At 68.0% G+C, this 24,079-nt stretch carries 23 protein-coding genes; 17 read left to right on the top strand and 6 right to left on the bottom strand.

Annotation, left to right across the window (positions count from 1 at the left end; translation table 11 throughout):
- The first annotated feature begins 5 nt into the window (after positions 1-5).
- Entirely contained in the window at positions 6-410 is a 405-nt protein-coding gene (locus ENSA7_RS40540) for a hypothetical protein (RefSeq protein WP_106094799.1), read from the top strand.
- 264 nt (positions 411-674) lie between these two features.
- On the opposite strand, the gene ENSA7_RS40535 is transcribed toward ENSA7_RS40540, so the two are convergent.
- Entirely contained in the window at positions 675-1,319 is a 645-nt protein-coding gene (locus tag ENSA7_RS40535; protein ID WP_244924073.1) for a hypothetical protein, read from the bottom strand.
- 249 nt (positions 1,320-1,568) lie between these two features.
- On the opposite strand from ENSA7_RS40535, the gene ENSA7_RS40530 reads away from it, so the two are divergent.
- From ENSA7_RS40530 to ENSA7_RS40500, 7 genes are all read left to right on the top strand, one after another.
- Complete coding sequence (locus ENSA7_RS40530) at positions 1,569-2,639, top strand: Spy/CpxP family protein refolding chaperone (RefSeq protein ID WP_106094798.1); 1,071 nt, start codon at positions 1,569-1,571, stop codon at positions 2,637-2,639.
- 97 nt (positions 2,640-2,736) lie between these two features.
- Positions 2,737-3,819, top strand: coding sequence for a hypothetical protein (locus ENSA7_RS40525; protein ID WP_146158714.1), 1,083 nt, complete (start codon positions 2,737-2,739; stop codon positions 3,817-3,819).
- A complete protein-coding gene (locus tag ENSA7_RS40520; RefSeq protein WP_106094796.1) occupies positions 3,816-4,403 on the top strand; it encodes a hypothetical protein in 588 nt (195 codons plus the stop codon). Before ENSA7_RS40525 ends, ENSA7_RS40520 begins: the two co-directional genes overlap by 4 nt.
- Before the next feature lie 201 nt (positions 4,404-4,604).
- Positions 4,605-6,257, top strand: coding sequence for a DUF2330 domain-containing protein (locus ENSA7_RS40515; protein ID WP_106094898.1), 1,653 nt, complete (start codon positions 4,605-4,607; stop codon positions 6,255-6,257).
- Positions 6,254-8,002 (top strand): DUF2330 domain-containing protein, encoded by a 1,749-nt coding sequence (locus tag ENSA7_RS40510; RefSeq protein WP_244924072.1) that lies wholly within the window; start codon positions 6,254-6,256, stop codon positions 8,000-8,002. The genes ENSA7_RS40515 and ENSA7_RS40510 overlap by 4 nt, the downstream gene beginning before the upstream one ends.
- Before the next feature lie 20 nt (positions 8,003-8,022).
- Positions 8,023-9,687, top strand: a complete 1,665-nt coding sequence (locus tag ENSA7_RS40505; RefSeq protein ID WP_106094795.1) for a DUF2330 domain-containing protein — start codon at positions 8,023-8,025, stop codon at positions 9,685-9,687.
- Between the two features lie 9 nt (positions 9,688-9,696).
- Positions 9,697-11,916: a multiheme c-type cytochrome gene (locus ENSA7_RS40500; RefSeq protein WP_106094794.1), complete on the top strand. Its 2,220-nt coding sequence runs from the start codon at positions 9,697-9,699 to the stop codon at positions 11,914-11,916.
- Positions 11,917-11,941: 25 nt separating this feature from the next.
- Here the strand turns inward: ENSA7_RS40500 and ENSA7_RS40495 are convergent, their stop codons facing one another.
- The 4 genes from ENSA7_RS40495 to ENSA7_RS40480 form a co-directional block, all read right to left on the bottom strand.
- Positions 11,942-13,156 (bottom strand): vWA domain-containing protein, encoded by a 1,215-nt coding sequence (locus ENSA7_RS40495; RefSeq protein ID WP_146158713.1) that lies wholly within the window; start codon positions 13,154-13,156, stop codon positions 11,942-11,944.
- Between the two features lie 115 nt (positions 13,157-13,271).
- Positions 13,272-13,886: a hypothetical protein gene (locus tag ENSA7_RS40490; RefSeq protein WP_146158712.1), complete on the bottom strand. Its 615-nt coding sequence runs from the start codon at positions 13,884-13,886 to the stop codon at positions 13,272-13,274.
- The gene (locus ENSA7_RS40485) at positions 13,873-14,850 is read right to left on the bottom strand and encodes an NAD(P)-binding domain-containing protein (protein WP_106094791.1); all 978 of its coding nucleotides are present in this window, start codon (positions 14,848-14,850) and stop codon (positions 13,873-13,875) included. Before ENSA7_RS40485 ends, ENSA7_RS40490 begins: the two co-directional genes overlap by 14 nt.
- On the bottom strand, positions 14,850-16,589 hold the full coding sequence (locus tag ENSA7_RS40480; protein ID WP_181234607.1) for a 1-acyl-sn-glycerol-3-phosphate acyltransferase: 1,740 nt from the start codon (positions 16,587-16,589) through the stop codon (positions 14,850-14,852). Before ENSA7_RS40480 ends, ENSA7_RS40485 begins: the two co-directional genes overlap by 1 nt.
- A 79-nt stretch (positions 16,590-16,668) precedes the next feature.
- Between ENSA7_RS40480 and ENSA7_RS40475 the strand changes: the two genes are divergently transcribed.
- The 8 genes from ENSA7_RS40475 (at position 16,669) to ENSA7_RS40440 (ending at position 22,644) form a co-directional block, all read left to right on the top strand.
- Positions 16,669-17,364 (top strand): peptidylprolyl isomerase, encoded by a 696-nt coding sequence (locus tag ENSA7_RS40475; RefSeq protein ID WP_106094789.1) that lies wholly within the window; start codon positions 16,669-16,671, stop codon positions 17,362-17,364.
- A 38-nt stretch (positions 17,365-17,402) separates the two neighbouring features.
- The gene (locus ENSA7_RS40470; protein ID WP_106094788.1) at positions 17,403-17,717 is read left to right on the top strand and encodes a hypothetical protein; all 315 of its coding nucleotides are present in this window, start codon (positions 17,403-17,405) and stop codon (positions 17,715-17,717) included.
- 435 nt (positions 17,718-18,152) lie between these two features.
- A complete protein-coding gene (locus ENSA7_RS40465; protein WP_106094787.1) occupies positions 18,153-19,601 on the top strand; it encodes an eCIS core domain-containing protein in 1,449 nt (482 codons plus the stop codon).
- A gap of 63 nt (positions 19,602-19,664) precedes the next feature.
- Positions 19,665-20,264, top strand: coding sequence for a hypothetical protein (locus ENSA7_RS40460; RefSeq protein ID WP_146158711.1), 600 nt, complete (start codon positions 19,665-19,667; stop codon positions 20,262-20,264).
- Positions 20,265-20,539: 275 nt separating this feature from the next.
- Positions 20,540-20,902, top strand: a complete 363-nt coding sequence (locus ENSA7_RS40455) for a hypothetical protein (protein ID WP_106094785.1) — start codon at positions 20,540-20,542, stop codon at positions 20,900-20,902.
- Positions 20,903-21,148: 246 nt separating this feature from the next.
- Entirely contained in the window at positions 21,149-21,532 is a 384-nt protein-coding gene (locus ENSA7_RS40450) for a DUF7793 family protein (RefSeq protein WP_106094784.1), read from the top strand.
- Complete coding sequence (locus ENSA7_RS40445; RefSeq protein ID WP_106094783.1) at positions 21,533-22,324, top strand: PAS domain-containing protein; 792 nt, start codon at positions 21,533-21,535, stop codon at positions 22,322-22,324.
- Between the two features lie 8 nt (positions 22,325-22,332).
- Positions 22,333-22,644, top strand: coding sequence for an STAS domain-containing protein (locus ENSA7_RS40440; RefSeq protein WP_146158710.1), 312 nt, complete (start codon positions 22,333-22,335; stop codon positions 22,642-22,644).
- Positions 22,645-22,765: 121 nt separating this feature from the next.
- Here ENSA7_RS40440 and ENSA7_RS44805 read toward each other — a convergent pair whose 3' ends face one another.
- Positions 22,766-22,930 (bottom strand): hypothetical protein, encoded by a 165-nt coding sequence (locus ENSA7_RS44805; protein WP_181234605.1) that lies wholly within the window; start codon positions 22,928-22,930, stop codon positions 22,766-22,768.
- Positions 22,931-23,087: 157 nt separating this feature from the next.
- Here ENSA7_RS44805 and ENSA7_RS40435 point away from each other — a divergent pair, with 157 nt between their 5' ends.
- Positions 23,088-24,047 carry a peptidylprolyl isomerase gene (locus ENSA7_RS40435; RefSeq protein ID WP_146158709.1) on the top strand — a complete coding sequence of 320 codons (960 nt, stop codon included), beginning with the start codon at positions 23,088-23,090 and terminating at the stop codon, positions 24,045-24,047.
- The last annotated feature ends 32 nt before the right edge of the window (positions 24,048-24,079 follow it).

Raw genomic sequence — 24,079 nt, 5'->3', positions numbered from 1 at the left:
ACGTCATGTCCAACATCTTCGAACGAGCCTCCCGCCTCCGGATCCGCTTCGAGTCCTCGAAGGGCCTCCTGACCATGGAGGACCTGTGGGTCCTGCCGCTGACCAGCGAGGGCGGCAAGAGCAAGGTCAACCTGGACGAGATCGCTCGCGGCCTGCACCGGGAGATCCAGGCGGCCGGCGAGGTCTCCTTCGTGAAACCGGCCAGTGAGCCCGAAGAGCGGCTCAGCGTGGCCTTCGAGGTCGTCAAGCACGTGATCTCGGTCCTCATGGCCGAACGCGACGCGGCCGTTCTCGAGGCCGAGCGCCAGGAAAAGAAGAAGCTGATCCTCGCCGCCCTCGCGGAGGCCGAGAACAAGGACTTGACCTCCGGCTCGATCGACGAGCTGCGGGCCAAGCTCGCCGCCCTCTGATCTGTCACGCCCTCAGAGCACCGTCGCCGCCGGCGATGCGCAAGTCCGTGACCGAGGCCTTGCGCATCGCCCAGTACGTCGAGCACTGGGTCGAGGACGCCGAAGAGGCCAAGCGCTGAGCCTGGACGACTCAGGCGCCGTCCTGCGCGAGGCTCAGCAAGACCAGATCCTCAGCCCCGAGCGCGCGTCGCTCGGATCGAAGTCGCCGACGGCAGGAGCGGCCCCAGATGTGCCTGGCGTCGTGAATTCAAACTGGTTGGCGGGCTAAAACTTGTACGCGAACCCCACGCCGCCGCGGACCGAGAGCCACGCGCCAGTGTTGTTGCGGCCGTCGGTCCACACGTTCCAGCCGATGAAGCCCGGCTCGAAGTAGAACACCCAGTGCCGCTCGATGTAGAGCCGGATCGTGGGCCCGAAGGTCTGCTCGAACTGGAAGAAGTGGGGCGAGAAGTGGAAGTCGTTGTGGACCGTGGGGGAGAAGGTCAGGGCGAGGTTCGACCAGGGGTCGATCTCGTAGCCGAGCTCGAACCCAGCGCGACCCCACACCGCGCGGTAGAAGTCTCGGTCGCCGCGACCGTAGCCGCCCCGGTGGTAGTACCCGCGCCCGTTGCCGTGGAAGCTGACCGCGGGCCCCGCATTGAAGCCCATGAACAACCCGCTGAGCTGGCCGACCCGCCCGGTGTTCGGCAGGTGGAAGCGCCAGTTGAACGTGGGCATGAACGCGTCCGGGTTGAAGTTGCCGTTGAAGCTGACCCCGATCTCGTGGACCGAGCTGGTCTGGCCCGGTCGCATGGCGGGCGGCGGGTTGGCCAGCGTGGCCTGCTTGCCGGCCTGGGCTGGCGACGCGATCAAGAGCACGACCGCAGCGATGACGGTCGACAGCAGGTACGAGAAGCGGCGCGCGTTCACAACCCATGGGTAGCAGGAATTCGGCCGGGTGCGCAGCCGAAACGGCTCAATTTGCTCGCGCGAAGCCTGCGTGTGTGCTGCATGACCATGAATTCTTCTCGCCGGGTTTGGAGTGCCTGCAGCTCGTTCGCGACTGCCCGCCGAGCAGGTAGACTTGTCAGATCGTCACCGGCTTTGCATGAGCTTTACGAGAATCGAGCGGCGACGTGACGCAATTGCCGCGGAACTGCGGCTAGGGTTCCCTTCGCCATGACCAAGCCCATCTCGCTCCTGTTCGCCGCCTCGATGTTGTTCACCTTCGCCTGTGATGTTGGCGAGGAGCCGGTCGCCGAAGACCGCGCCGCTGAACTCGACGAGGACAGTTCCAACGACAAGCATGACGGTCACCACGGTAAGCGCGGTGACCGTGCGAAATTTGCAGCCGAGAAGCTCTGCGCACAGGTCGAGTGCAGCGAGGCTCAAGCCGCCCAGGTCAGCGAGCTGTTCGCCAGTCGCCATGAAGCTCGCGGTCAGGATCGCGACCCCGCCGCCCGTGAGGCACACAAGGCCGCCCGCGCCGAGGCCAACAAGGCGATCGCCAGCGCGTTCGCGGCCGACAGCTTCGACCCCTCGGTGCTCGAGCGCGCCAAGCCCGAGCGCGACGACACCGGGCGCGCGGATCAGATGATCGCGTTCGCCACCGAGCTGCACGGGATCCTGACGCCCGAGCAGCGGAGCAAGCTGGCGGACAAGCTCGAGACCCGCGGTGGGATGTTCTTCGGCGGTCACGGGGGCAAGCACGGCAAGCGCGGCAAGCACGGCAAGCACGGCAAGCAGGACAAGCGCCACGACGACAGCTCCGAGCGAGCCGACAAGCCCGACCCCAGCGAGCGGCTGGCCCACAAGGTGGATGGGTTCTGCGAGAAGGTGACCTGCACCGACGATCAGAAGACGCAGCTGACCGCGACCTTCGAGCGCGCCCACGAGGCCCGTCGTGACCAGCGTGAAGACGCCGCGGATGACAAGCCCGACTTCAAGCCGGTCGCCGACGCGTTCCGAGCCGACACGCTGGACGCCGCCGCGCTGCGGCAGGCGATGAGCGAGATGAAGACCGACCACATGGCGCGCAAGGGCGACCGTGTTCAGCAGCTCGGCGCGGTCGTGAGCGAGGTCCACCAGATCCTCACGCCGGCCCAGCGGGCGATCGTCGCGGCCGAGATCGAGGCGCACGGCGTGCACGCGCTGACCGGCAAGCGCGGCGGCAAGCACCACGGCAAGCGCGGCGGCAAGCACGGCAAGCGCGACGCCAAGCGCGGCCACGACGACAGCGCGGCCGGCTGAGTTCGTGTCCTCCCCCGGCGAGCCCGGAGGCCCTTGGTCTCCGGGCTCGTTTTATTAGGAACAGTCCAGGCCGACGTCCGTTTGTGCCGGCCACACGATGAGAGCGACCTGGTCGGCCACGTTCACCCGTATTTCACTCGTTACCGGGCTGTGGTTGGGCCTCGCCGCGATCGGCTCGAGCGGCTGCACCCACGCTGGCGCGACCCGAGCTCGGCATCAGGTCGAGGTCGAGGTCGCGGGCGCGGCAGCGCTGACGGCCGAGACCTCGCTCGATAGCAGCCGCAGCGCCAAGCCCAACGGGGTCGTCGATGTATCCGAGCTGCCGACAGTGGTCGACATGGGCGACGGCGCAGGCTCGGCACCCGCCTCGAAGCTCGCCAAGCATCGCTTCGCACCCGCTGCGATGGTCGCCGCGACAGACGTCGCCTCGTGGATCGACGCCGAGCTCGACGGGCCCGACGTCGAGGTCACACAGATCGAGCTGCGCAACGCGTGCGCCGTCGAGCTGGACTACGCGTTCGGTCCCAGCGCCGCGCCAGACGAGGTCCAGGCGCCACGGCGGGCGCTCGACGCCCACACGATCCAGACCCAGGTGGTCGTGAAGGGCGACTGGCTGCACCTGTGGGACGGCGACCGCTGGCTCGGGGCCGCCGTGACCACCGTCGAACACGGGCAGATGGAGGTCTCGCCCGAGTGCGACACCCTCACAGTCAGCGTTGATCTGCTCGAGCGCGGGCTGACCCGGTTTGCGATCCACTGGGAGCTCGAGGGCGACGCGCACAGCTGGCCCAGCGGCCCCGACCCGCGCGCGCTCACGATCGATCACGACGACGCGCCCGAGCGGTGGGGCGCCAACGAAGACGGCGCGAACCATGTGGAGCTGCGCCTGGCCAACCTGTGCGCCGAGCCGATCGACTACGTGTTCACCCCCGCGTTCACCGACGCACCCGCGAGCGGGTCGACGATCCCCGGACACACCGAGCGATCGGTCGAGATCCCCGCAGGTTGGTGGCTGCGCTACCAGACGCTCGACAGCGAGTGGCGAGGCGGGGCGACCAGCGACCTCTCGGGCGCGGTGCTGTGGCTGGCCTCGAACTGCGTCGATTTTGGTGTCGGTGACGGGGCCGTCATCGTGGGCCCACAGGCCACGCACGTCACCGATGATCGGGGGACGCCGTGAGCTCGACCGAACTCGAGCGACACGATCGCGCGGTCATCAGCCCGGCCGGTAAGGTGCTGATCTCCACCGCGTGGGTGCTGGGTACGTCGGTGCCGAGCTGGATTCTGGCGGTGTGTAAAGTTGGACTGCACTCCTCGTGTGGCACCGACGCCAGCATCGTCATCTTGCCGATGCTGTGGCTGGTCTGCATCGCGCTGACTTCGTCGTTCCACGCCCGAATGCTCGGTCACGTCGATGAGGTCCAACCGAGTCTGGAGCCTGCGCCCGAGCTTCACCACCTGCCGCGCGCGTGCGCGCAATTTGTCAACGAGGCGGCGGCGATCCGGGCGAACCTCGACGAGCCTCACGACGCGCTGGCTCGCGCGTGGCAGCTGGCCGGGGAGGTCGACCGCGCCAGGCCTGAGATCCGCGTGATCATCGAGCAGTACGGCGCGACCCTCGACGCCGTCAAGCCGCTGCTCGAGGCTCGCATGCGTCGGGGTCGTGGGCGGCTCTCGAACGACCAGCTCGCGCAGCGACTCGCCGCGGTGCTCTCGGCGTTCGAGGACGCGCTTCGCTGTCCGAGCGCGACCACGTTTCGCTGACGCAAGCACACGGCCGCGGCGACTTTGATCCCACCTGGGCGCGATGAAGTGCGATGCTCACGCGACCCGCCGCCTGATCATGAAGCGCCCAGCTCACGCTCGCCACGTCACGCTCAGCCGCCGCGCTGTACAGCGACGGCGACCTCGGGTTGTTCGGCCTGCTGATATGGTCCCGTGGCCGGCGAACCCGACAGGTACATCATGCGCGACCGACTGAAGCTCCTGACCCTGACCACGACCCTCGCAATTGGCGTGGGGGCGTGGCTCGGCACCCCGCAGCTGGCCGAGGGCTTCTGCGGTTTCTATGTCGCGGGCGCCGACGCCAAGCTGTTCAATGACGCAACCATGGTCGTCATGATGCGCGATGGCCAGCGGACCGTGCTGTCGATGCAAAACGACTACCAGGGCCCGCCCGAGGACTTCGCCCTGGTGATCCCGGTGCCCGTGGTGCTGCGAGAGGGCGACGTCAAGACGCTCCCGCGCGAGGTGTTCGATCACGTCGACAAGCTCGCGGCCCCGCGCCTGGTCGAGTACTGGGAGCAAGATCCATGCGAGGCTCGCCGCCGTCAGCTCGAGCAACGCCGACTCAGGTTCGACGACAGCAAAGTAGCAGACGTGATGTCGGCCGCGCCCGGCGACTTCGGCGTGACGATTGAAGCGGAGTTCGTGGTCGGCGAGTACGAGGTGGTGATCTTGTCAGCCGAGGACTCGACCGGCCTCGACACCTGGCTGCGCGGGAACGAGTACAACATCCCCGCTGGCGCCGAGCCCTTGCTCGCCCCTTACGTGGAGGGCGGCATGAAGTTCTTCGTCGCCAAGGTCGACGTCGAGAAGGTCCAGTTCGAGACCAAGCCCGACGGCAGCAAGCGGGCGATGCTCTCGCCGCTGCGGTTCCACTACGACTCCCCGGACTTCTCGCTGCCTGTTCGCCTGGGGCTGATCAACGCCCAAGGCCCGCAGGATCTGCTGGTCCACGTGCTGGCCCCGCAGACCCGCTATCAGGTCGCCAACTACCCCAACGTCACGATCCCGACCAACCTGATCGTCAAGGACGAGGTCCGCGATCACTTCGGGCAGTTCTATGTGTCGCTGTTCGATCACACCCTCGCGCAGAACCCGAAGGCGGTGGTCACCGAGTACGCGTGGTCGGCCTCGAGCTGTGACCCGTGCCCCGAACCTGCCCTGAGCACCGAGGAGCTGATCGTGCTGGGCGCCGACGTGCTCCCGCGCTACGCCGAGGGCTTTGACGAGCAAGGCCAGCTCGATCCCAACCACGAGGTGAGCTGGAAGATCCAGGGCGAGTTCGTGCTCACCCGCCTGCACGCTCGCTACGGCAAGGACACGCTCGGCGAGGACCTCGTGTTCGAGCAGGCTGGCGGGCTGACGGGCGGGCAGGGCATGCCCCACAACGGCGAGATCGACCCGCGGCCGCACGAGGGCGGCGACTGGAACAGCTTTCAGGGCCGCTACGTGATCCTGCACTACTGGGATCAAGCGGTCCGCTGCCTGCGGCCGCTGTGGGATCAGTGGGGCGGACCGCCGAGCGGTCACGGGTCGGGCGGCGAGCCGATGGTCGCCCAGCAGCTCGCGTTCGAGCCACGTGACGCCAAGCTCGCAAGCTTCGTGACCCACTCCGCGCACGCGGCCCTGCAGCTCGCTGGTGAGCCGCCGGCCGACGAGCGACCCAAGCACACGGTCAAGGCCGCCGAGCGAGCCGCGAAGGCGGAGCAGAAGAAGGGCTGCTCGTGCAGCGCCAGCGCCCCGGTTGAGCCCGCGGGCGTTGCTGGCATGCTCGGGCTCGGCGTGCTTGGGCTCGCAGCTCGGCGTCGCCGCAAGAACGCAGGTATCCAATGATCACTCGGACTCGCACCCTCATGTTGCTTGGCGCGGCCGCGCTCGGGCTCGGCCTGCTGACTGGCGCCCCGCCGGAGGCCCAGGCCTTTTGTGGCTTCTATGTCGCGGGCGCCGACTCACAGCTGTTCAACGGCGCGACCATGGTCGTGTTGATGCGCGACGGCAAGCGCACCGTGCTGTCGATGCAAAACGAGTATCAAGGTCCGGTCAGCGACTTCGCGCTGGTCGTGCCCGTGCCCGTCGTGCTCAGCGAAGAGAACGTCAAGACCCTGCCCAAGGCGGTGTTCGATCGGGTCGACAAGCTCTCCGCCCCGCGTCTCGTCGAGTACTGGGAGCAGGACCCGTGCAAGCCCTGGGGCGAGCACAGGCGGCGCTCGGGCGGGGTGCCAGGCGGCGCGCCGACCTCGATGGCCGAGCCGGAGGGCGCCCAGGCGTACGGGGTTCAGATCGAGGCCCAGTTCACCGTCGCCGAGTACGAGATCGTGATCTTGTCGGCCTCGGACTCGACTGGGCTCGACTCGTGGCTGCGCGACAACGACTACCAGATCCCGGCCGGCGCCGAGCCACTGCTGCGACCGTATGTGCAAGACGGCATGAAGTTCTTCGTCGCCAAGGTCGACGCCAGCAAGGTCGAGTTTGCGCGGCGGCCCGACGGCAGCAAGCGGGCGCTGCTGTCCCCGCTGCGCTTTCACTACGACAGCGACCAGTTCGCGCTGCCGATCCGCCTGGGGTTGATCAACGCGCCGCCGGACGGCCAGGGCGGCGCCGCTGATCAGGCGGGCGCCCAAGATCTGCTGGTCCACGTGCTCGCCCGGGGCAAGCGCTACCAGGTCGCCAACTACCCGAATGTCCCGATCCCGACCAACTTGGAGGTCAAGGACGCGGTCCGTGATCGCTTCGCGCACTTTTATGTGTCGTTGTTCGATCACACCCTCGAGCAGCATCCCAAGGCCGTGGTCACCGAGTATGCGTGGTCGGCCAGCACCTGTGATCCCTGCCCGGAGCCGGCCCTGACCCTCGCCGAGCTCGTCACGCTCGGCGCCGACGTGCTCCCGGCCTACGCGGGCCGGCTCGACGGCAAGCAGATCGACCCGGATCTCGAGTGGAGCGTGCCCAGCGAGTTCGTGCTGACCCGCCTGCACGCGCGCTACGACCAGAGCTCGCTCGGGGAGGATCTGGTGTTCGAAGAGGCCCCGGCGATCGCGGGCGGCCGTGAATTCATGCAGAACGACGGCCAGCTCGAGCGCGGCACCCAGCCCGCCTCCGACAATCAATTCCAGGCCCGCTACATCATCCGCCACCCGTGGACCGGGGCGATCGCGTGCAATGATCCGCAGCCCGGGATCTGGGGCGGGCCACCCTCGGATCCGCAGGGCAAGCCGCAACCCAAGGTCGCGCGCGAGCTCACCACCGTCGACCGCCAGGCGTCGCTGGGCAGCTTCGTGACCAAGGACTCACAGGCGCTGCTGGGGCTGACGGCGACCGCGGTCGAGGGGTCGTCGGGCCAGTGGGGTGAGCAACTCGGGGCCCAACCTGCGCCCGATGCACCCCCGGCGAGCGACGCGACGCCCCCGCAGGCGCCCGCGGTCGGTCCCGAGACCACCGCGAGCGATCCACAGCAAGCTGCCCGCGGGGGCTGCCGTTGTGCGCTCGGCGAGACGCCCGCGGGCGGGCTCGGCTCGATCGGCATGGGGCTGCTCGCGCTCTTGGCTCTCGCAGGCGTCCGCCGCCGCGACCAACACTGACTCCACGAGGACCCGTCACCATGACCCTGTTCGAACGCAAACTCCCCCGCTGGCGAGGCGGCCTTGGCTCGCTGTGTATCTGTCTCTCACTTGGCGCGCTCGCCCTGCTCAGCGCGCCCCCCTCTGCCGAGGCATTTTGCGGGTTCTACGTCGCGGGTGCCGACACGCAGCTCTATAACAACGCAACGATGGTGGTGATGATGCGCGACGGTACGCGCACCGTCCTGGCCATGCAGAACAACTATCAAGGCCCGCCCGAGAACTTTGCGATGGTCGTTCCGGTGCCTGTCGTGCTCGGCGAGGACGACGTCAAGACGCTCGAGCGCGAGGTCTTCGATCGGGTCGATCAGCTCGCGGCTCCGCGCCTGGTCGAGTATTGGGAGGAAGATCCCTGCTACGAGCCGCCAGTGTACAAGTACAAGAGTCGGGGCGGCCGCAGCAAGAAGAGCGTGGCGGCAATGCCCGATGCCGCGGCTGAGTCGGCGGACTACGGGGTCACGATCGAGGCCGAGTTCACCGTGGGGGAGTACGAGATCGTGGTGCTCGGGGCCAAGGACTCGACGGGCCTCGACGCCTGGCTGCACGACAACGGCTACGAGATCCCCGAGGGCGCGGCCCCGGTGCTCGAGCCCTATGTCCAGTCTGGCATGAAGTTCTTCGTCGCCAAGGTGGATGCAAAAAAGGTGGCGTTCAACGAGCAGGGCCAGGCGATGCTCTCGCCGCTGCGCTTTCACTACGACACCGATCAATTCAGCCTGCCCGTGCGCCTGGGGCTGATCAACAGCAGCGGCGACCAGGACCTGCTGGTGCACATCCTGGGCATGCACAAGCGCTACGAGGTCGCCAACTACGAGAACGTCACGATCCCGACCAACCTCGACGTCAAGGACGAGACCCGCGATCGCTTTGGGCAGTTTTACGCGTCGTTGTTCGATCACACCCTGGCAAAGAATCCCCAGGCGGTGATCACCGAGTACTCGTGGTCCGCGTCGAGCTGCGATCCCTGCCCCGTGCCTGCGCTGAGCGGTCAGGAGCTGCGGGTGCTCGGGGCCGACGTGCTCCCGAGCATGACCCGCTACTTTGACGAGCAGGGCAACCTCACCGACGAGTGGAGCGTGTCCTCGGAGTTCACGCTCACCCGCTTGCACGCGCGCTACGACAAGACCTCGCTCGGCGAAGATCTGATCTTTCAAGAGGCCCCGGCGATCGTCGGTGGCCGGGAATTCATGCAAGAAGATGGCGTGCTCGAGCGCAGCTCACGGCCGGCCGAGTACGGCGAGGACAACTTTCAGGCTCGGTACATCATTCGCCACTACTGGGACGGGCCAGTGGCCTGCGCCAACCCGCAGTTCGGCCGCTGGGGCGGACCGCCGGCCAACCACCAGGCGGAGGGCGACGGCATGCAGGTCGCGCGTGACCTCGCGTTCGTGCAGCGCGACGCCAAGCTCGACAGCTTCGTGACCGCGGCGGCCCACAATGAGCTCGGGCTCGACGGTGCGGTCGAGCCAGCCAAGGTCCCGCACGCGGCCAAGCGCGAGCGAGCCGTCACGCATGGCACCACGGGCGCCAACGAGGGCGGCTGCGCCCACTGCTCGACGACCCAGGACAATCGCTGGGGCGCTGGCGCGGTCGGGGTGTTTGGGCTGCTGGGTCTGGCCGGCTTGATCCGCCGACGGCGGGGCTGAGGGCACGACATGACGGGCGTCCGACGGTTCACGTGGGTTCCGGTGGCTGGCTTGACGCTAGCGATCGGCTGTCATCAGGCGCCGATCGAGGAGCCACGTGATCGACCGGATCCCGAGCAGCCTCGATCCGCGATAGACGGTGAGCCGCCGGTCGCGGACGCCGAGCGACCGATCGTCGCGCCCTTCGTCCACGCCGCGCCGACTCGATTTGCGCCCTCGCTGACGGCGATCGCGGCTGGCGAGCACCCACCGACTGGCGCGCAGGTGGCCGACTACGACAACTGCGCCAGCTGCCACGAGGAGATCGCCGCGCAGTGGCGGATCAGCGCGCACTCGTTCGCCAGCTTCAACAACCCGATCTACCGGGTGTCGATCGATCGGTTTCGCGAGCAAGACCAGGGCGGCGCCCGCAGCCGGTTCTGCGCGGGCTGCCACGATCCCGCGCTGCTCGTCGATGGGGACATGGACGCGGACATCGCAACCAGCGAGCCGCGTGCCCACGTTGGGGTCGGCTGCGTCAGCTGTCACGGGGTCGCCAGCTCCACGCGAGACGGCAACGGCAGCTACACCCTCTCGTCCGAGCAGATCCCGATCCCGGAGCTCGACGACGAGGCCAGCATCGAGCGACACCGCAGCGCGATGGGGCCGGCCCGCGAGCAGTGCAGCGCCTGCCATCGCGCGTTCATTGGGGTCGCGACCGGCCACCCGCACCACCTCGGCGGCACCGACGAGCCGGGGCCATGGCAAGACTCGAGCTACGCCGGCAACAAGCTGCGGTTCGACACCCCGATCGCCGAGAAACACTGCGCCGACTGCCACATGCCGCGCGAGACGGTCGACAACGCCACCGACCCGGCGATCGATGAGCAGGGGCAGCTGCGATCGCACCGGTTCCTGGGCGGGCACACCTACCTGGCGGCGATGCGCGGGGACGCGAGCACGCTCGCGCGGATCCAGGCGTTTCTGCGCGGGGTCGCGAGCGTCGACATCGCGGCGATCGAGCTGGGTGGGCAGCGTCACCTGCTTGGTCACGGCGCCGATCCTGACGCGCTCGGCGACGCGGGCGGGCGCATGGTCGTGGATCTGGTGGTCCGCAACCTCGCCGTGGGTCACCGGTTCCCAGGCGGCACGCGGGACGCTCAGGACACCTGGATCGCCCTGCAGGTGCTCGACGCGGGCGGCAACGTGATCGCCACGCTCGACGAGACCCACGGCGAGGTTCACCGGTTGCGCACGGGCGTCGTCGACGAGGACGGGAAGCTGGTCGACGCGCGTGAGGTCGAGCGGCTGCGCGCTGTCGCGTTTGACCAGACCGTGGGCCCACGCGATGCGGTGGTCGTGCGCTACGCCGTGCAGCTCCCGCCCGGCGCGGTTGGTCCGCTGCGGGTCGAGGCCCAGCTGCTGCACCGCAGTCGCACGCTCGAGCTCGCGGATCAGACCTGCAAGCAGTCGCAGACCGAGCGGGGCCAGGCGTTCTTGCAAGCGACCGCGAAGCTGATCGGGCAGCGCCTGGACCCCTGCGTCGAGCTGCCGGTCACCGAGGTGTCCCGGGCTGCGCTGAGCTTGTCTGGCGGTACGGAACCGCAGGCGCGGCCGGATCACGAGCGGCTGTGGGAGCTGGGCATGGCGCTCTACCATCAGGTTCAAGAGCGGCTGCCCGAGGCCCGTGAGGCGCTCGCCGCCGCCGAGGCTGCGCTCGCGCGAGCCGGGTTGCCGCCGGCCGAGCGCGACAACGCCGAGGCCCGGATCCTCGCCGCGCTCGGGGCCGTGGCGGCGCGTCAGGGTCGGGTCGACGAGGCGCTCGCGCTCGCCGACCGCGTGGCCAAGCTCGCCCCTGGGCATCCCTACCCGCACCTGCTTCGCGGCCGCGCGCTGGCTCAGGTCTGGCGGTGGGCGCAGGCCGTGCCGCACCTCGAGCGGGCGCTGGCGGCCAGCCCGGGATCTCCGAAGCTGGCGGCCGAGCTTGCGACGGCGTGCGGGAGCGCGGGCCTGCACCGTCGCGCGCTCGAGGTCGCCTCGGCGGCGCTGGCTCTGCGGCCGCGCGATGCAGCGTTGCTGCGCACGCAGGGGTTGGCGCTGCAGGCGTTGGGGGATCCGCGGGCACAGGCGGCGATGGACGCGTACTTTGTCCATCGCGAGCCCGATGATCAGCCGCACCTGGCGGCCAAGTGCGGCGAGCGGGATCCTGCCTGCGCGCGCGAGCGCATACCCGTGCACGTGCACGAGTGATCGCCCGGTCGCAGCACCCAAGGGCTCAGCCAGCCGGATCGAAGCCGACGTCGCAGCCATAGCGAACGTCGAGCTGCGCGGCCATGTCAGCCTGGACCAGCGCGCAGACCTCCGGGCACAGCTGCACGGTGTCGTTGGCGATATAGAACGCCTCGGGCTCGCACGCGGCCAGATCCACGACCTGGTGAAACGCGATCGGCGGGGGCTGGCCCCCGGGATAGTAGTCGATCTCGATCGTGTCCGGGTCGATCTCACCCATGTCGGGCACGGGGATCGGGAACGCGCAGGCGACCGGCGTGGTCGCAACGACGTCCTCGGCGATCTCCTGAAACAGGACATTGAAGCTGTCGGTCTCGGACAGCGGGAATCGCCATCCACCGGTGGTGATCGCGACTTGCTGAAGCGAGCCACCCTGACCCTGAATTGGATCGTCGAACAACCACGGCTGATCCGCGGGTGTGTTGGCGGGCATCTGCACGATCAGGTGAAACACATACTGACGATCGCCGGGGGTCCCGAACGCCGAGGGCATCAGACCGAGCAATTGCGCGTCGAAGCTGGTGCCGTCGTCGGTGTTGCCCGAGGCGCTGGTGCCGTCGGTCATGCCCAGAAACACCTTGCGGGCCTCGGGGCGCAGGAAGTCCTGGTAGCCGCCGGGAGCGAGGTTGTGCTTGTCGGGGGTCGCGTACCAGCCGAGGATGCTGGCGAGGAACGCCCCCGATCCGGTCTCGGCGTCGTAGTGCTTGTAGGTGGCGTTGATCGCCGGGGCGGGCGGCGGCGGGTTGCAGTCGGTGTTGGACAGCGGCGACGAGATACAGATCGGTACCTGGCTGTTGGAGTGGGCGCCCAGCACGATCAGCCGATAGTCGACGCCGCTGTCGGCGAGGATCTGGGCAAAGTCGACGTTGATGCTGGCCTCGACCGCCATGATCGCCGAGCCCATCGAGTTCGAGGTGTCGACGACCAGTAAGATGTCGACCGGGATCGAGCTGAGCTCGGGGTCGATGGTCTCGGCCGCACACTCGCCCGTGGTCGCGCTGGGCAGGTCGTGGTCCTCGGGCAAGTCGAGCTTTCCGCCGGACTCGACCCCGCTGCTCGACTCTGCGCTCGTCTCGGTCTCGGACATGCCGGACTCGAGGGTGGCGACGGCGGTGTCGCTGTCGCGTCCCTCGGGTTCGGCCGCGCACGCGCTGGCGAGCAGGCAGACACACGTGAATAGAGGCGTTCGTCGAATAGACATGGTGGGTTTCAGCTCGGGGCAGGCTCTGACCCGCTCGCACGCCTTTATATACCGGAGCGCTCGTTGGCAGCGAGGTAAGACCAGCAGTGCACGCAACAGGGCTGAGCGAGCGCGCTCAAGCTTTCCGGCGTCCACGGCCGCGGCCACGAATCGCAACGCCCAGCGCGAACAACCACAGCAGGCCAACCCCGGCCAGCTTCAGCGCCCACACGCGGTGGACGTGGGCCGGGTCGTCCGCGGGCTTGGCCAGGTAGGGCAGGGGTTGCTGCGATCCATCGGCGGAGAACACGTCGAGCAACACCAGATAGAACTGCCCGGTGTCGCGGGCCTGGACCGACGCGATGGCGGCGTCGACCAGCTCGCGCTCGACCGCGCTGGGGGACCCTGCGGACGGCGCCCACGCGACCTGAATCGCAAAGCTGTGACTGAGCGGCTCGTCGGCGACGGCCAGCTCGCGCGGCGCGAGCACGAGGATCACCTGCGCTGAGTCGCCACGCATCAGCCACCACTTGATGCGGTCGACCTCGATCTGCGGACCCAGCCAGCTCAGCTGTGCGGGGGTCTGGTCGAGCACGGGCCGCAGGAGCTCGCGCGCGGCGTCTTCGCGACCTGGCGGGATCACGCGCTCGGGTTGCTGGCCGGTGGTGCTGGCGGGGGCGGGGGCGGCCTCGACCACGCTCGGCAGCCCCGCCAGGGCGAGCGCCAGCAGCCACGGCCTACTCGCTGCCAACGTCGCGTCCCATCAGCGTGCGCACGGCCTGCGACGCGCTCAGCTCACCGCCGACCATCTTCGCGATCACGTCGGCGAGCGGCGTCTCGATCTTTCGCCGGGTGCCGAAGGTCGAGACCCGGCGCGCGACCTCGATGCCCTCGATGTTGCCGCCCGCGCGCAGCAGGGCCGCGTTGGGGGTCGCGCCCTCGGCCAGCGCCCGGCCCAGCTCGAGCTCGGGGCGATCGCTGCCGGCCACGGCCGCGAGCAGATCGCCAAAGCAGGCCAGCCCGCCAAAGGTGTCGGAGCGGGCCCCGAGCGCGGTGCCGATCCGGCTGACCTCGGCGACCCCGCGCGTGGTCACGGTCGCGATCGTGGCCGGCCCAAACCCGATCCGCTGGGCGAAGCCGATCGTGAACAGCAGCAAGCCGGTGAGCGCGGCCGCGAGCTCGACCCCGCGCAGATCGATGCTGTCGTAGATCCGCAGGGTTGGCCCGCCCAGGGCCCCGCGCACGGCCTCGGCGACCTCGGGGAATTCGCTGCCGACCACCCCGCCGCCCGGCGAGGCGTTGGTCAGCACGTCGACGCTGATCGGCCCCGCGAGCGCGCCGACGCGTCGGCACGGGGTGACCGAGCGCAGCAGGTGGCTCATGGTCCGCAGCTCGTCGTCGAGCAACCCGCGGCTGACGTGGACCAGCAGGTGGCGGCCGTCGAGGTGGTGGCCCGCGTCGCGCAGGGCCTCCTTGGCGTAGCGCGAAGGCACGGCCATGAAGATCAGCTCGGCGTCCGCGAGCTGGGCGAGGTCCGCGGTCACGCGAACATTGTCGAGCTGCAGGCCAGGGTCGCGGCGGCTGAGCAGCAACACCTGACCGGTGCGCGCCGCGGCCTTGGCCAGCGCGAGCCCAAACGGCCCGCCGCCGAGCACGGCGACAAGCGGACGCTCGCCGTCAGATCCGGGGTCGCTGGAGGTTGCGACACCGGACATCACAGCGCCCCCGCCAGCGCCGCGATCTCGATCGCGGCTCGTTCGTCGCCCTCGCCCGCGATCCGCTCGGCGAACGGCACCAGCCGGTTTTGGTAGTAGAGCAGCAGCGCAGGATCTTCGATCACGATCTGTCCGTCGGTGATGCGCGCCATGGTGCGGGTGTGGTAGCCGTCCCAGGCCTCGAGGGCCCGCTCGAGCGAGCGCTCGGCGCTGTCGGTCTCGAGGTAGGAATTGATGTGGACCTCGCCCTGGTCCTGCAGCGCGCGCAGGCGATCGAGGGTCTCGCGGTAGCTGGTCACGTACTCCGCGTGGGCCCAGGTGATCTCGCCGCGCCGACGCACGCGGCCGAACAGATCCACGCCGGGGGTCTCGCGGACGAGCTTGCGAAACAACACGTGGGCGACCAGCTGGGTGGTCATGATCACGGTCTCGCGCCGGTAGTGCTCGACCAGCTCGCGGCCGAGATCGCGGGTGTAGGCGGCGTCGCGGGCCGGGTCGAGCACGGGCTCGCCGCGGTGGGTCACGTAGCTGACCGGATCGATCACCCGCCCGTCCGGCGCGAGCGAGCGGCCCTGGGGATCGACGCGGTTGCCGAAGGGATCGATCGCCGGACCGTAGCGCAGCACACACGCGGCCCCGTAGCTGGTCAGCCGGCGGAAGAACGCGAGCCAGCGATCCAGCTGCGAGAACTCGTCGTCCTCGATGATGTAGCGGGCCTGGCCCTTCTCTTTGAGGTAGTCCTCGACCAGGCTCTCGGCCTCGAGCACCAGCGCGTAGTTGATCGTCACGGGCACGAAGAAGATCGGCCGGGGGGCCTCGCCGCGGCTCTTGGCCCGGATCGCGTTGCGTGCGTAGGCCTCGACCGCGGTCCCGGCCAGGCCGAGCTTGAGCCGACCCTCGAGCATGCCCGAGCGGCTGCGGGTCCCGCCGGGGAAGAACAGCGAGTGGTACCCGCGCTCGATCATCACGCACGAGTAGGTCTTGAGCACCTGCTTGTAGATCTGCGACTTGATGCGCCGATCGATCCGGTAGGCGCCCAGGTTGTGCATGAAGAACGAGATGATCGGGTTGGTGAACAGGTTCTTGCCTGCGCCGTACACGACCGGCGGTAGGTTCTCGCGGGCCAGGCTCTCGCCGATCGCCAGCGAGTCGAGGTTGGACGAGTGGGTCGGGACCACGACGACCGTGCCGATCTGCGAGAGCGCGTGCATCTCGTCGAGGTGCCCGGTCAAGCTGACCAGTCGCTCGGCCCCGAGCTTGCGCACGCTGGCGGCGTCGACCATGAGCTGCTTGGGGTTCATGACGCCCGCGATCAGGCCGGGGATCACCTGCTGGGCGAAGCGATACACCCGGGGGTCGAAGTTGCCGGCCACGTCGCGGGCCATGGGCTCGACGATCTGGCGCAGGGTCTCGTGCCGCTCCGTCTCGCTCATGCGCGCGAGCTTGCGGACCACCGTGCGCCAGAACCCCAGCCACTCGCGGGCCTCGTCGTCGCGCTGCTTCTCGAGCCGCTCGATCTCCCGGTGGGCGCTGTCGTTGATCAGCAGCTCGAGGCGAGCGCCAAGACACTGCGCGACGACCCGCGCCGCGACCTCGTTGACGACTGACTCGCGCTCGTCGTTGAACGAGAACACGCGGGGATCACCGGCCGAGGGGCGACCGGCGAACCACTGCGGCAGCCGGATCGGCTTGGTCAGGAGGTCGCGGATCCGCGAGCTCTTTGGTGCCGGTTGGGACATCGCGCAGAGCATACCCCGAGCGGGCGAGTTCGAAACCCAGCCGGTCGACTCCCCGCGGCGGCGGGGTTAGGCTCGTGGGATGACGCGCGGACGGTTCGTGGCTGTTGCTCTCGTGTGGTGTCTTGGGTGTGGCACCGATCCGGCCGGCGAGTCGGGCGAGACCGGCACCACCGGTGACTCGGAGTCTGGCACTGCGGAGTCTGGCACTGCGGACCCGTCCACCACCGACACGGAGACCGGGACCGACACCGAGACCGCGCAGGCGTGCATGGTCGACAATCCGATCGTCGTGCTCGACACCAGCCTTGGCACGATGGTCGTCCAGCTCGATCGCGTGCGCGCGCCGATCACCGTCGAGAACTTCATCAGCTATGTCAGCGCTGGCTTCTACGACGGCACGATCTTCCACCGGGTGATCGACGGCTTCGTGATCCAGGGCGGCGGCTACACGCCAGGCTTGGAGGTCAAGACGACCATGGGCCCGATCCCGCTCGAGCTGGATCCGGCGCTGATTCACGTCGACGGCGCGATCGCCATGGCGCGCAGGGAGGAGCCCGACACCGCCGAGTCGCAGTGGTACATCACAGACGGCGCTCAGCCTGATCTCGACGGTCTGTACGCGGTGTTCGGTGTGGTGATCGACGGGCTCGAGGTGCGCGACGCGATCGCCAGCGTCCCCGTGCACACTGTCCCGTTCATGAACGTCGAGTTCACGAACGTGCCGGTCACCGACGTGCTGGTCAACGCGGCGTACTGCGTCGAGACCTGGCCGTGAGCGGCGAGGTCGTATGAATCCGGGACCGCTGCGATTCGGTGCTCGGCGCGCTCGCGGGGCTGCGGCTGCCAGCCGAGGCAGCGGGCATGATCTTCAGTGACATCAACGGCGAGCGGTACCGCAGCGAAGAGTGGGGCTTCGTGGCCCTGCGCGCGCCCGAGGCGTTTGGTTCGTCCAGCTACGAGGCACCGGTCGACTGCTGGGGCGACGTGGGGGCGGCCAGTGGCGCGCTGTTTGGCGTGCTGTCGGTGCGCTCGTGGGCGCGCGGCTACGCGCTCGGGTCGCGAGCGCTGCTGATGACCGGCTCGACTAGCGGGTTGCGAGGGGCGATCCTGCTGGCGCAGCCGGAGTGATCGCAGCGGACGATGAGCTACGACAGGCGGCTGTGCGCCACCGTATTCGCCTTGCTCCCCAAGCGGGACTGACGGGTATGATGATGTCGATCAAGCTCGGACGCCTCGTCCCCGCCCTGTTCGTGACTGCTGCTCGGCGCCTCGACCCCAGCGCTCGCCGACCTCGAGTCGGGCACGCCCAAGGAGGACCGCCGCCGCTGAGCGTGACGCGCACCGTGGCGCAGGCGTCCGTCCGCACCCACGCCCCGGACCCACAGCGTTACGAGTAACTAAAGCTGCGAGCCGTCCTTGTGAACGGTTCGCAGCGCACTCCGTCGGACGAGTCGACACTCGCAGAATTACCGGCCTGTACTGGCGACGGGCTTCTCGGCTAACGATCGCAGTCCCTCGACGTCTGCGGCTTGACAGGCATGATCGTCCCCGCATCATGCATTGATGTTCGCGCCCCTCGAGCACAAAGCTCGCCGTGGAGACAGCACAAAACGTCAGCACAACCGCCGTCCGTGGAGCGCAAATGGCCCTTCGGTCATGGGAAGTGGACGTCTGCCAGCACCGATTCGTTCTCACGCAGAGCAGCTGTTCGGCCAGAGCTTCGCAGACGTACGCGTGATGACGAACTCGAGTACGCTCGACGGTCCGGGCACTCCCGCGGCGACGCTCGGTGCAGACATCCACCTTCGCTCGTCCGAGCTCCGCATGAGCTCGGATGAGGACCGCCACTATCTCGGTCACGAGCTCGCCCACGTCGTCCAGAACCGCTCGGCTGGCCCTGGGCTCCAAGGCATCGGGTCGACCTTCGCGCTAGAGTCCGAGGCCAATTCCGCGGCTGACAGGTTCGTCGAAGGAGCGCCGGTGTCGCGCCTGATGGCGCGGCCACGTTCCGCGCTCGAGCCCAAGTACTACCTATCTGACGAGCACAAGAAGATCGGGGATGAAGCCACCGCCAGCCAGGTCGTGACGCTCTCCTACCAGCCCCCCTACACGTTGACCTACGGCGACATCGTGGCAATGGTTGGAGACTACTTCGCATCCTTCGACGAGATGAAGCGGCTAGCCCAAACGACTCGAGGGCGAAACATGCTCAGCTTCGTTCGGGACGTCAAGGTCCACAACAAAATGACCCGCGCGCAGTATCTTCGCATCGACAAACAGGCGGTCGAGGAGGCGGAGAATGGCTTCACGAAATTGATGGCCGACAACCAAACCCATTTCCTCAACGCGACCGAAGACGACATCAATCGGTCGCGCGGAAGGAAGGTCCGAGACAGCCCGGCCAGCGGGCCACAAAACGGCGCCCAAGCCTACCGCTACTATCATGAGATAGCCCTCGAGTCCGCCTTCTTCTCGGGCGACACGAACCAAACCCTCGATCTCCAGGCGGCGATGTTCGATGACGCACACGGCCAGGAGGCCGGCGCCGGCCACTTCTTGACCGATGCATTCTCGGCCGGCTTTTATGCTGCCGAGGGCCTGATGCCAGAGGCGGTCAATCGCCATAGCCCGTTCAACTGGAAGGCCGACGACGGTGGTTCGGTCAAGCTGTCCACGATGCTCGCTACCCCTCAGTTTCAGGCGGGCTGGGCCTCGTTGGCGCTGAAGATTGTCGAGGAGGCGAGGCTGGCGCTGGACACCAAGTCCGCCATGTTCGACTCGCTCCACCAGTACACCGGCGAGACCTCGACGCTGACCGAAGCGGCCATTCGCCTCGCAGCGGATCGATTCCTCAACAAGCTCGAGTCGGAGCCGATGGGCAGCTTGCTCGACATCCTCGGGCCTGGACAGGCTAGCTTGGTCCTCGACAAGAGCGTGCTCGAGGAGGTCGATCCCTACGGATACGACCCCGACGAGTTCGACGGTCCGATCGACGACGGCGGAGGTCTGTAGGCGAAGCTCGAGGTGGCTGTCGCCCGGCGTGCGATTGACGAAGGGCTGTGCCATACTGGGCTGGTGACCGCGGCGCCACCGGGACCCGAAGGTCCGCGAGTTCGCGGACCAGCGCCCCGCGGGCGGACCGCCAAGTCAGCGCTCGAGCGATCAGATGATCGCTCCGCGGCGCGGGTCCTCCTGCTCCCCTTGCTGCTGATGCTCCCCGCGCTGTGGGTGGTCTGGATGGTGCACAATCCACCAGACATCCCCATCACGCTGCCAGATTCCGACGCGCATCTATGCGACGAGGGAGACGAGCGGGCCTGCGCGCGCAGGCGAGAATCGTGCGAGCGGGCGGCCGAGTACGGCCCCGACGTGTTTGACAAGGACACGCGCCTCCAGCTGCGAGAGCGTACACGGGCCCCGAATCTGCCTGCGGGAGCCCCAGATTGGGAAGCGTTGCGCGGCTACCTTGATGACTATCTGCACAGCTGGTCCGAGCTGCGCATGCGAGCTTGCACCGAGCGCCGCACCGAGCTCGAGCGCTGCCTCGACAGACGAGTGCGGACGCTGTCCCGCTCGCTCGAGGCCTGGAGCGATGGGGACCTCGGCTGGGCCACGACCCCGCTCGACGAGCTCGTGCCGGCGGCGACACATTGCGTCGACCGCCAGACCCCCTGACCACGCTCGCAAACCCATCTCGTCCAGTACCCCCTCGTCGTCGCGCTGCTGGTGCCGCTCGCGTGCGCACCGACATCGTCCAACGAAACGGGCGCAAAGCCGGACGCGCAGGCGAAGGAGCTCCTAGCCTAGCAGCCCGTGGTGCAATGCATCGTGTCGCCTCGCGCCGGAATTTTCGTCGAGGGCGAGGCGCCGAAACGCAGCTGTACCGGGCGTACTGCAAGTTTCGGCAACACTGCCCTCGGCGAAAAGGCCAAGCGAGGCGGCGCGAGGCATTGCACCACGGGCTGCTAGCCGGCGCGGGCGAGCAACAGCCCGCACCCGCGAACACCGACGGCATCTCGGACGAGCTCTTCGCCAAAGTTTGTGCGGCCGAGAATGTCGACGATAGCTCCACGGTGTTCCTCGCCCGCGACGCGAGCGGCACGATCCAACGCGTCGTCGTCACACCAACCCGCGACATCGCCGACATGGGCAACCTGGTGTTCGACATGGACGGTGCGTTGCTCGGTCACGACACCGGCGGCGAGTTCCCGTGGGACGACGCAAAGGCGCTCGCCGAAGAGAACGAGCGCGTCGCCGAGCTCATGGGCGGCGCGTCGATCCCCAACGACGCGACCCCCCTGGCTTGCAAGTAGAGCAGACACTTGGTGCACCCCGAGCCCTCGCTCGGGACGCGGCCCGCGACCGGGAGCGCGTGCCAGGCCGCTTGTGAGGCGTGCATACGCGACACCCCCCTCACGCGTCGAAGCGAGATGTTGCTTGCGCACGTGGATGACCAGATCGTAAGATCGTCAAGCAAGGGCGCGCATTTACAGCGTTGCCACACGCGGCGCGCGTGGAGCCGATGCGCCGTGAAACGGTCGAGGGCGGGACGAAGCGACATGCCATCCAAGCAAGTCAAAACCAAGACGGGCGTGACCTGGCTGGATGAAGAGCATGGCATCCTCCGCTTCGTCTATGCGGTCGGGGCAGAGTGCGGGCTCGAGGACGCCAAGCAGAACGTCGTGGTCCAGGTCGAACTGGCCAACGGCAAACCGATCCCCATCCTCGTCGACATCGCCGGCGCCAAGTCTGTCGACCACGCCGCGAGGGCATATTACGGCGAGAGTAAGGCGTTTGGGGCGCTGGCCCTGATCGGTGGCGCCCCAATTGCGAGCATCATCGGAAACATCTTCCTCGCGGCGTACGGTAGCCGCGACACACCGACTCGGTTCTTTCGGTCGGAGTCCGATGCAATTAAATGGCTCAAAGGATTTATCAGCTAAATGAGCGCGTCGGGGAGCGCGGACTCGAGGCTCGAGGCGATCCGAGACATTCTGCTCGAAGCGCTCTCGGAGCGGGAAAGTGAGCTCACCAGTCTACCCGACCAGGTCGCAGGCGACACGGTGGCGGAGTTGCTCGCGGTCGCGCAGCAGCTCCGCGCCACAACCCGTGCGGTCAACACCACCCGCGCGAAGGCGGAGCAACGGCTCAACGAATTGATGGAGGTCATCGTCGCCCTGGTGTCCTTCGATTATGCGCGGAAAGCCGCCATCAGTGACACCAATGATGTGTTTGACGGCATGGCCGCCGGGCTCAACATGCTCGGTGAGGAGCTGTCTGTTTCTACCGTCTCTAGGGCTCATGTCACCAACATCCTCGAGTCGATGGATGACGCGGTCTTCGTGGTGGATGCGGCCGGAGTCATCGCAACAGCGAACGGCGCCGCGGGCAAGCTCGCTGGCTGCCCGGACGAGCACCTCCTCGGGCAGCCGCTCTCGGGGATCCTGCCCGGCGTTGCCGTGGGGCAGCTGCTGGATACCGGCGGCGCGCGGGATGTCGAGCTCGTGCTGTCGAGGGGAAGCGAGGCGATCACGGCCTCGCTCTCGGCATCGGTGTTGCGCGATCGGGGCAAGACCGACGGGCTGGTGTGTGTCGTCCGAGATGTCACACAGAGCAAGCGGCTCGACGCGGAGCGCTGGCGGCTGCGTGAGGCCGTCCAACGGCAGGCCGTCCTGGTCGAGGAGCTGCCACGCCGCTCATCCCGATCACCGACGAGATCCTCGTGGTGCCGCTGATCGGGCCCATGGATGAGCATCGGGCCAGGCAGATGACCGAGGTCCTGCTCGCGGGCATCGTCGCGAGGCGCGCGAGCGTGGCGATCCTCGACATCACCGGTGTCCGCTCGATCGACCTCGAGGCGGTGATCGGGATCGCGCGCGCGATGAGGTCCGCCGCCCTGGTCGGGGCAGAGGTGCTGCTGACAGGGATCCGACCGGATGTGGTGCACTCGCTCATGAATATGGGCACCGATCTCGACCGCTTCCTCACGTTCAGCTCGCTTCAGAGCGGCATCGTCCACGCGATGAGCAGGGTCGCACGGCGACCTCGTCGGTGATCGCCCGATGATCGAGCGCCACGTGCTGTACTCTACCGACCACGCGAAGCTCGCTCGGCGATGGCTTGACCTGCGCGCCCACAGCCGTGCTCCGGCGAGCCATGTACCCAGAGCCGACCGTCTACCCGCCGTGCTTGGCCCGGTTCGCCGCGTTCGCGAGGTAGGCCTGCTCGGCGATGCTCTTGCCCATGGTCGCCGGCCGACGCCCCCGGGGGGTCGAGTGGGTCTGGGCCGCGTGGTTCTGGACCGACTGAACCGGCGTCCGCTCGGTCGCAGCCGGCTCCACGGCGGTCACCTTCGCCGATCGCGCACGCCGCCAACGCTCGAGAAACTTCACCCTTTATTCGTAGCGCAGACCGTCACAGTTGTCTCTTGCTACCTTCGTGTTCGCGCTGACGTCGGCGGCTCTTTTCGGACCGGGCCCGGTGCTCTACTGTAGCGATGTGACCCGCCGAACCATCGTGTGCCTGGTGCTGACGACCGTCGGCTGCACACCGCCACCCGAGCCAGACGGTCCCTACGAGGGCAGCTGCCCGATCCTGATCGAGTGCACAGCGCAGCGCAGCAACGATCCAGTCCTCGAGGCCAGCAACTTGGCCGCGTACGGCGAGGACGGCTCGTGCTGGAACTCGGGGCACTACCACTGGCAGGCGTGCCGCGACTCGTGCGTGGCGGCCATCGACTCGCTCAACGAAGCGTCGCTCGCGATTGGGCTGTCCAGCTGCGGCACGTGTGAGCGCAACAGCGACTGCGCGGGGTTTGAAGCGGCGAGCTGCGTAGATGGCTACTGCGCGCGCAAGCGACTCGGCGACATCGGTGACGACGACAGCGGGGACGCGGCCGAGACCGACACCGATACGGAGACCGGTGGCAGCGGTGACGACTGCCTGTCCGACGACACGCCCGACGTCGTGCTCGACACCAGCCTCGGGGTCATGCGTCTGGGGCTCGACAGCGTCGCTGCACCCGAGGCCACGCAGGTGTTCCTGCAGCATGTGTCCGCCGACTACTACGACAACTCGATCATCCACCGCGTCGTCGAGGGGGTGTTGATTCAGGGCGGCAGCTACGGGCCAGGCCCGACGCTGCTGAGCTCCGAGATCGCGCCGGTCGAGCTGCTCACGCCATCCACGCTGGCCCACGAACCAGGCGTGATCGCGCTGCTGCCCAGCGCTGACGGCACGCGCGTCGGTCCGCAGTTCTACATGACCGTCGGTCCAACCTCACCGTCGGCGATGGCGTCGGGGGTCGTGTTTGGCGCGCTGATCGATGCGGACGGGACCGAGGTCCTCGACGCGATATCGAGCGTACCCGTGACCACGGTCGCGTGGTCCGGCTTTCAGCTCACGAACATCCCCGAGCAGGACGTCGTGGTCTACGAGGCCTACTGCGTCGCGCAATGACCGTGACGACAGCGGTGGCGCTCGCATGGGGC

The organism is Enhygromyxa salina (assembly GCF_002994635.1).
GTDB lineage: Bacteria > Myxococcota_A > Polyangia > Nannocystales > Nannocystaceae > Plesiocystis > Plesiocystis salina_B.
This window is presented reverse-complemented; position numbering and strand designations above follow the sequence as displayed.

Excerpts from the sequence above, each read along its gene's own strand:
- ENSA7_RS40540 (WP_106094799.1), top strand. The coding sequence starts at position 6 with ATGTCCAACATCTTCGAACGAGCCTCCCGCCTCCGGATCCGCTTCGAG.
- ENSA7_RS40530 (WP_106094798.1), top strand. The coding sequence starts at position 1,569 with ATGACCAAGCCCATCTCGCTCCTGTTCGCCGCCTCGATGTTGTTCACC.
- ENSA7_RS40525 (WP_146158714.1), top strand. The coding sequence starts at position 2,737 with ATGAGAGCGACCTGGTCGGCCACGTTCACCCGTATTTCACTCGTTACC.
- ENSA7_RS40515 (WP_106094898.1), top strand. The coding sequence starts at position 4,605 with ATGCGCGACCGACTGAAGCTCCTGACCCTGACCACGACCCTCGCAATT.
- ENSA7_RS40510 (WP_244924072.1), top strand. The coding sequence starts at position 6,254 with ATGATCACTCGGACTCGCACCCTCATGTTGCTTGGCGCGGCCGCGCTC.
- ENSA7_RS40505 (WP_106094795.1), top strand. The coding sequence starts at position 8,023 with ATGACCCTGTTCGAACGCAAACTCCCCCGCTGGCGAGGCGGCCTTGGC.
- ENSA7_RS40500 (WP_106094794.1), top strand. The coding sequence starts at position 9,697 with ATGACGGGCGTCCGACGGTTCACGTGGGTTCCGGTGGCTGGCTTGACG.
- ENSA7_RS40495 (WP_146158713.1), bottom strand. The coding sequence starts at position 13,156 with ATGTCTATTCGACGAACGCCTCTATTCACGTGTGTCTGCCTGCTCGCC.
- ENSA7_RS40485 (WP_106094791.1), bottom strand. The coding sequence starts at position 14,850 with ATGTCCGGTGTCGCAACCTCCAGCGACCCCGGATCTGACGGCGAGCGT.
- ENSA7_RS40480 (WP_181234607.1), bottom strand. The coding sequence starts at position 16,589 with ATGTCCCAACCGGCACCAAAGAGCTCGCGGATCCGCGACCTCCTGACC.
- ENSA7_RS40475 (WP_106094789.1), top strand. The coding sequence starts at position 16,669 with ATGACGCGCGGACGGTTCGTGGCTGTTGCTCTCGTGTGGTGTCTTGGG.
- ENSA7_RS40465 (WP_106094787.1), top strand. The coding sequence starts at position 18,153 with ATGTTCGCGCCCCTCGAGCACAAAGCTCGCCGTGGAGACAGCACAAAA.
- ENSA7_RS40450 (WP_106094784.1), top strand. The coding sequence starts at position 21,149 with ATGCCATCCAAGCAAGTCAAAACCAAGACGGGCGTGACCTGGCTGGAT.
- ENSA7_RS40445 (WP_106094783.1), top strand. The coding sequence starts at position 21,533 with ATGAGCGCGTCGGGGAGCGCGGACTCGAGGCTCGAGGCGATCCGAGAC.
- ENSA7_RS40440 (WP_146158710.1), top strand. The coding sequence starts at position 22,333 with ATGGATGAGCATCGGGCCAGGCAGATGACCGAGGTCCTGCTCGCGGGC.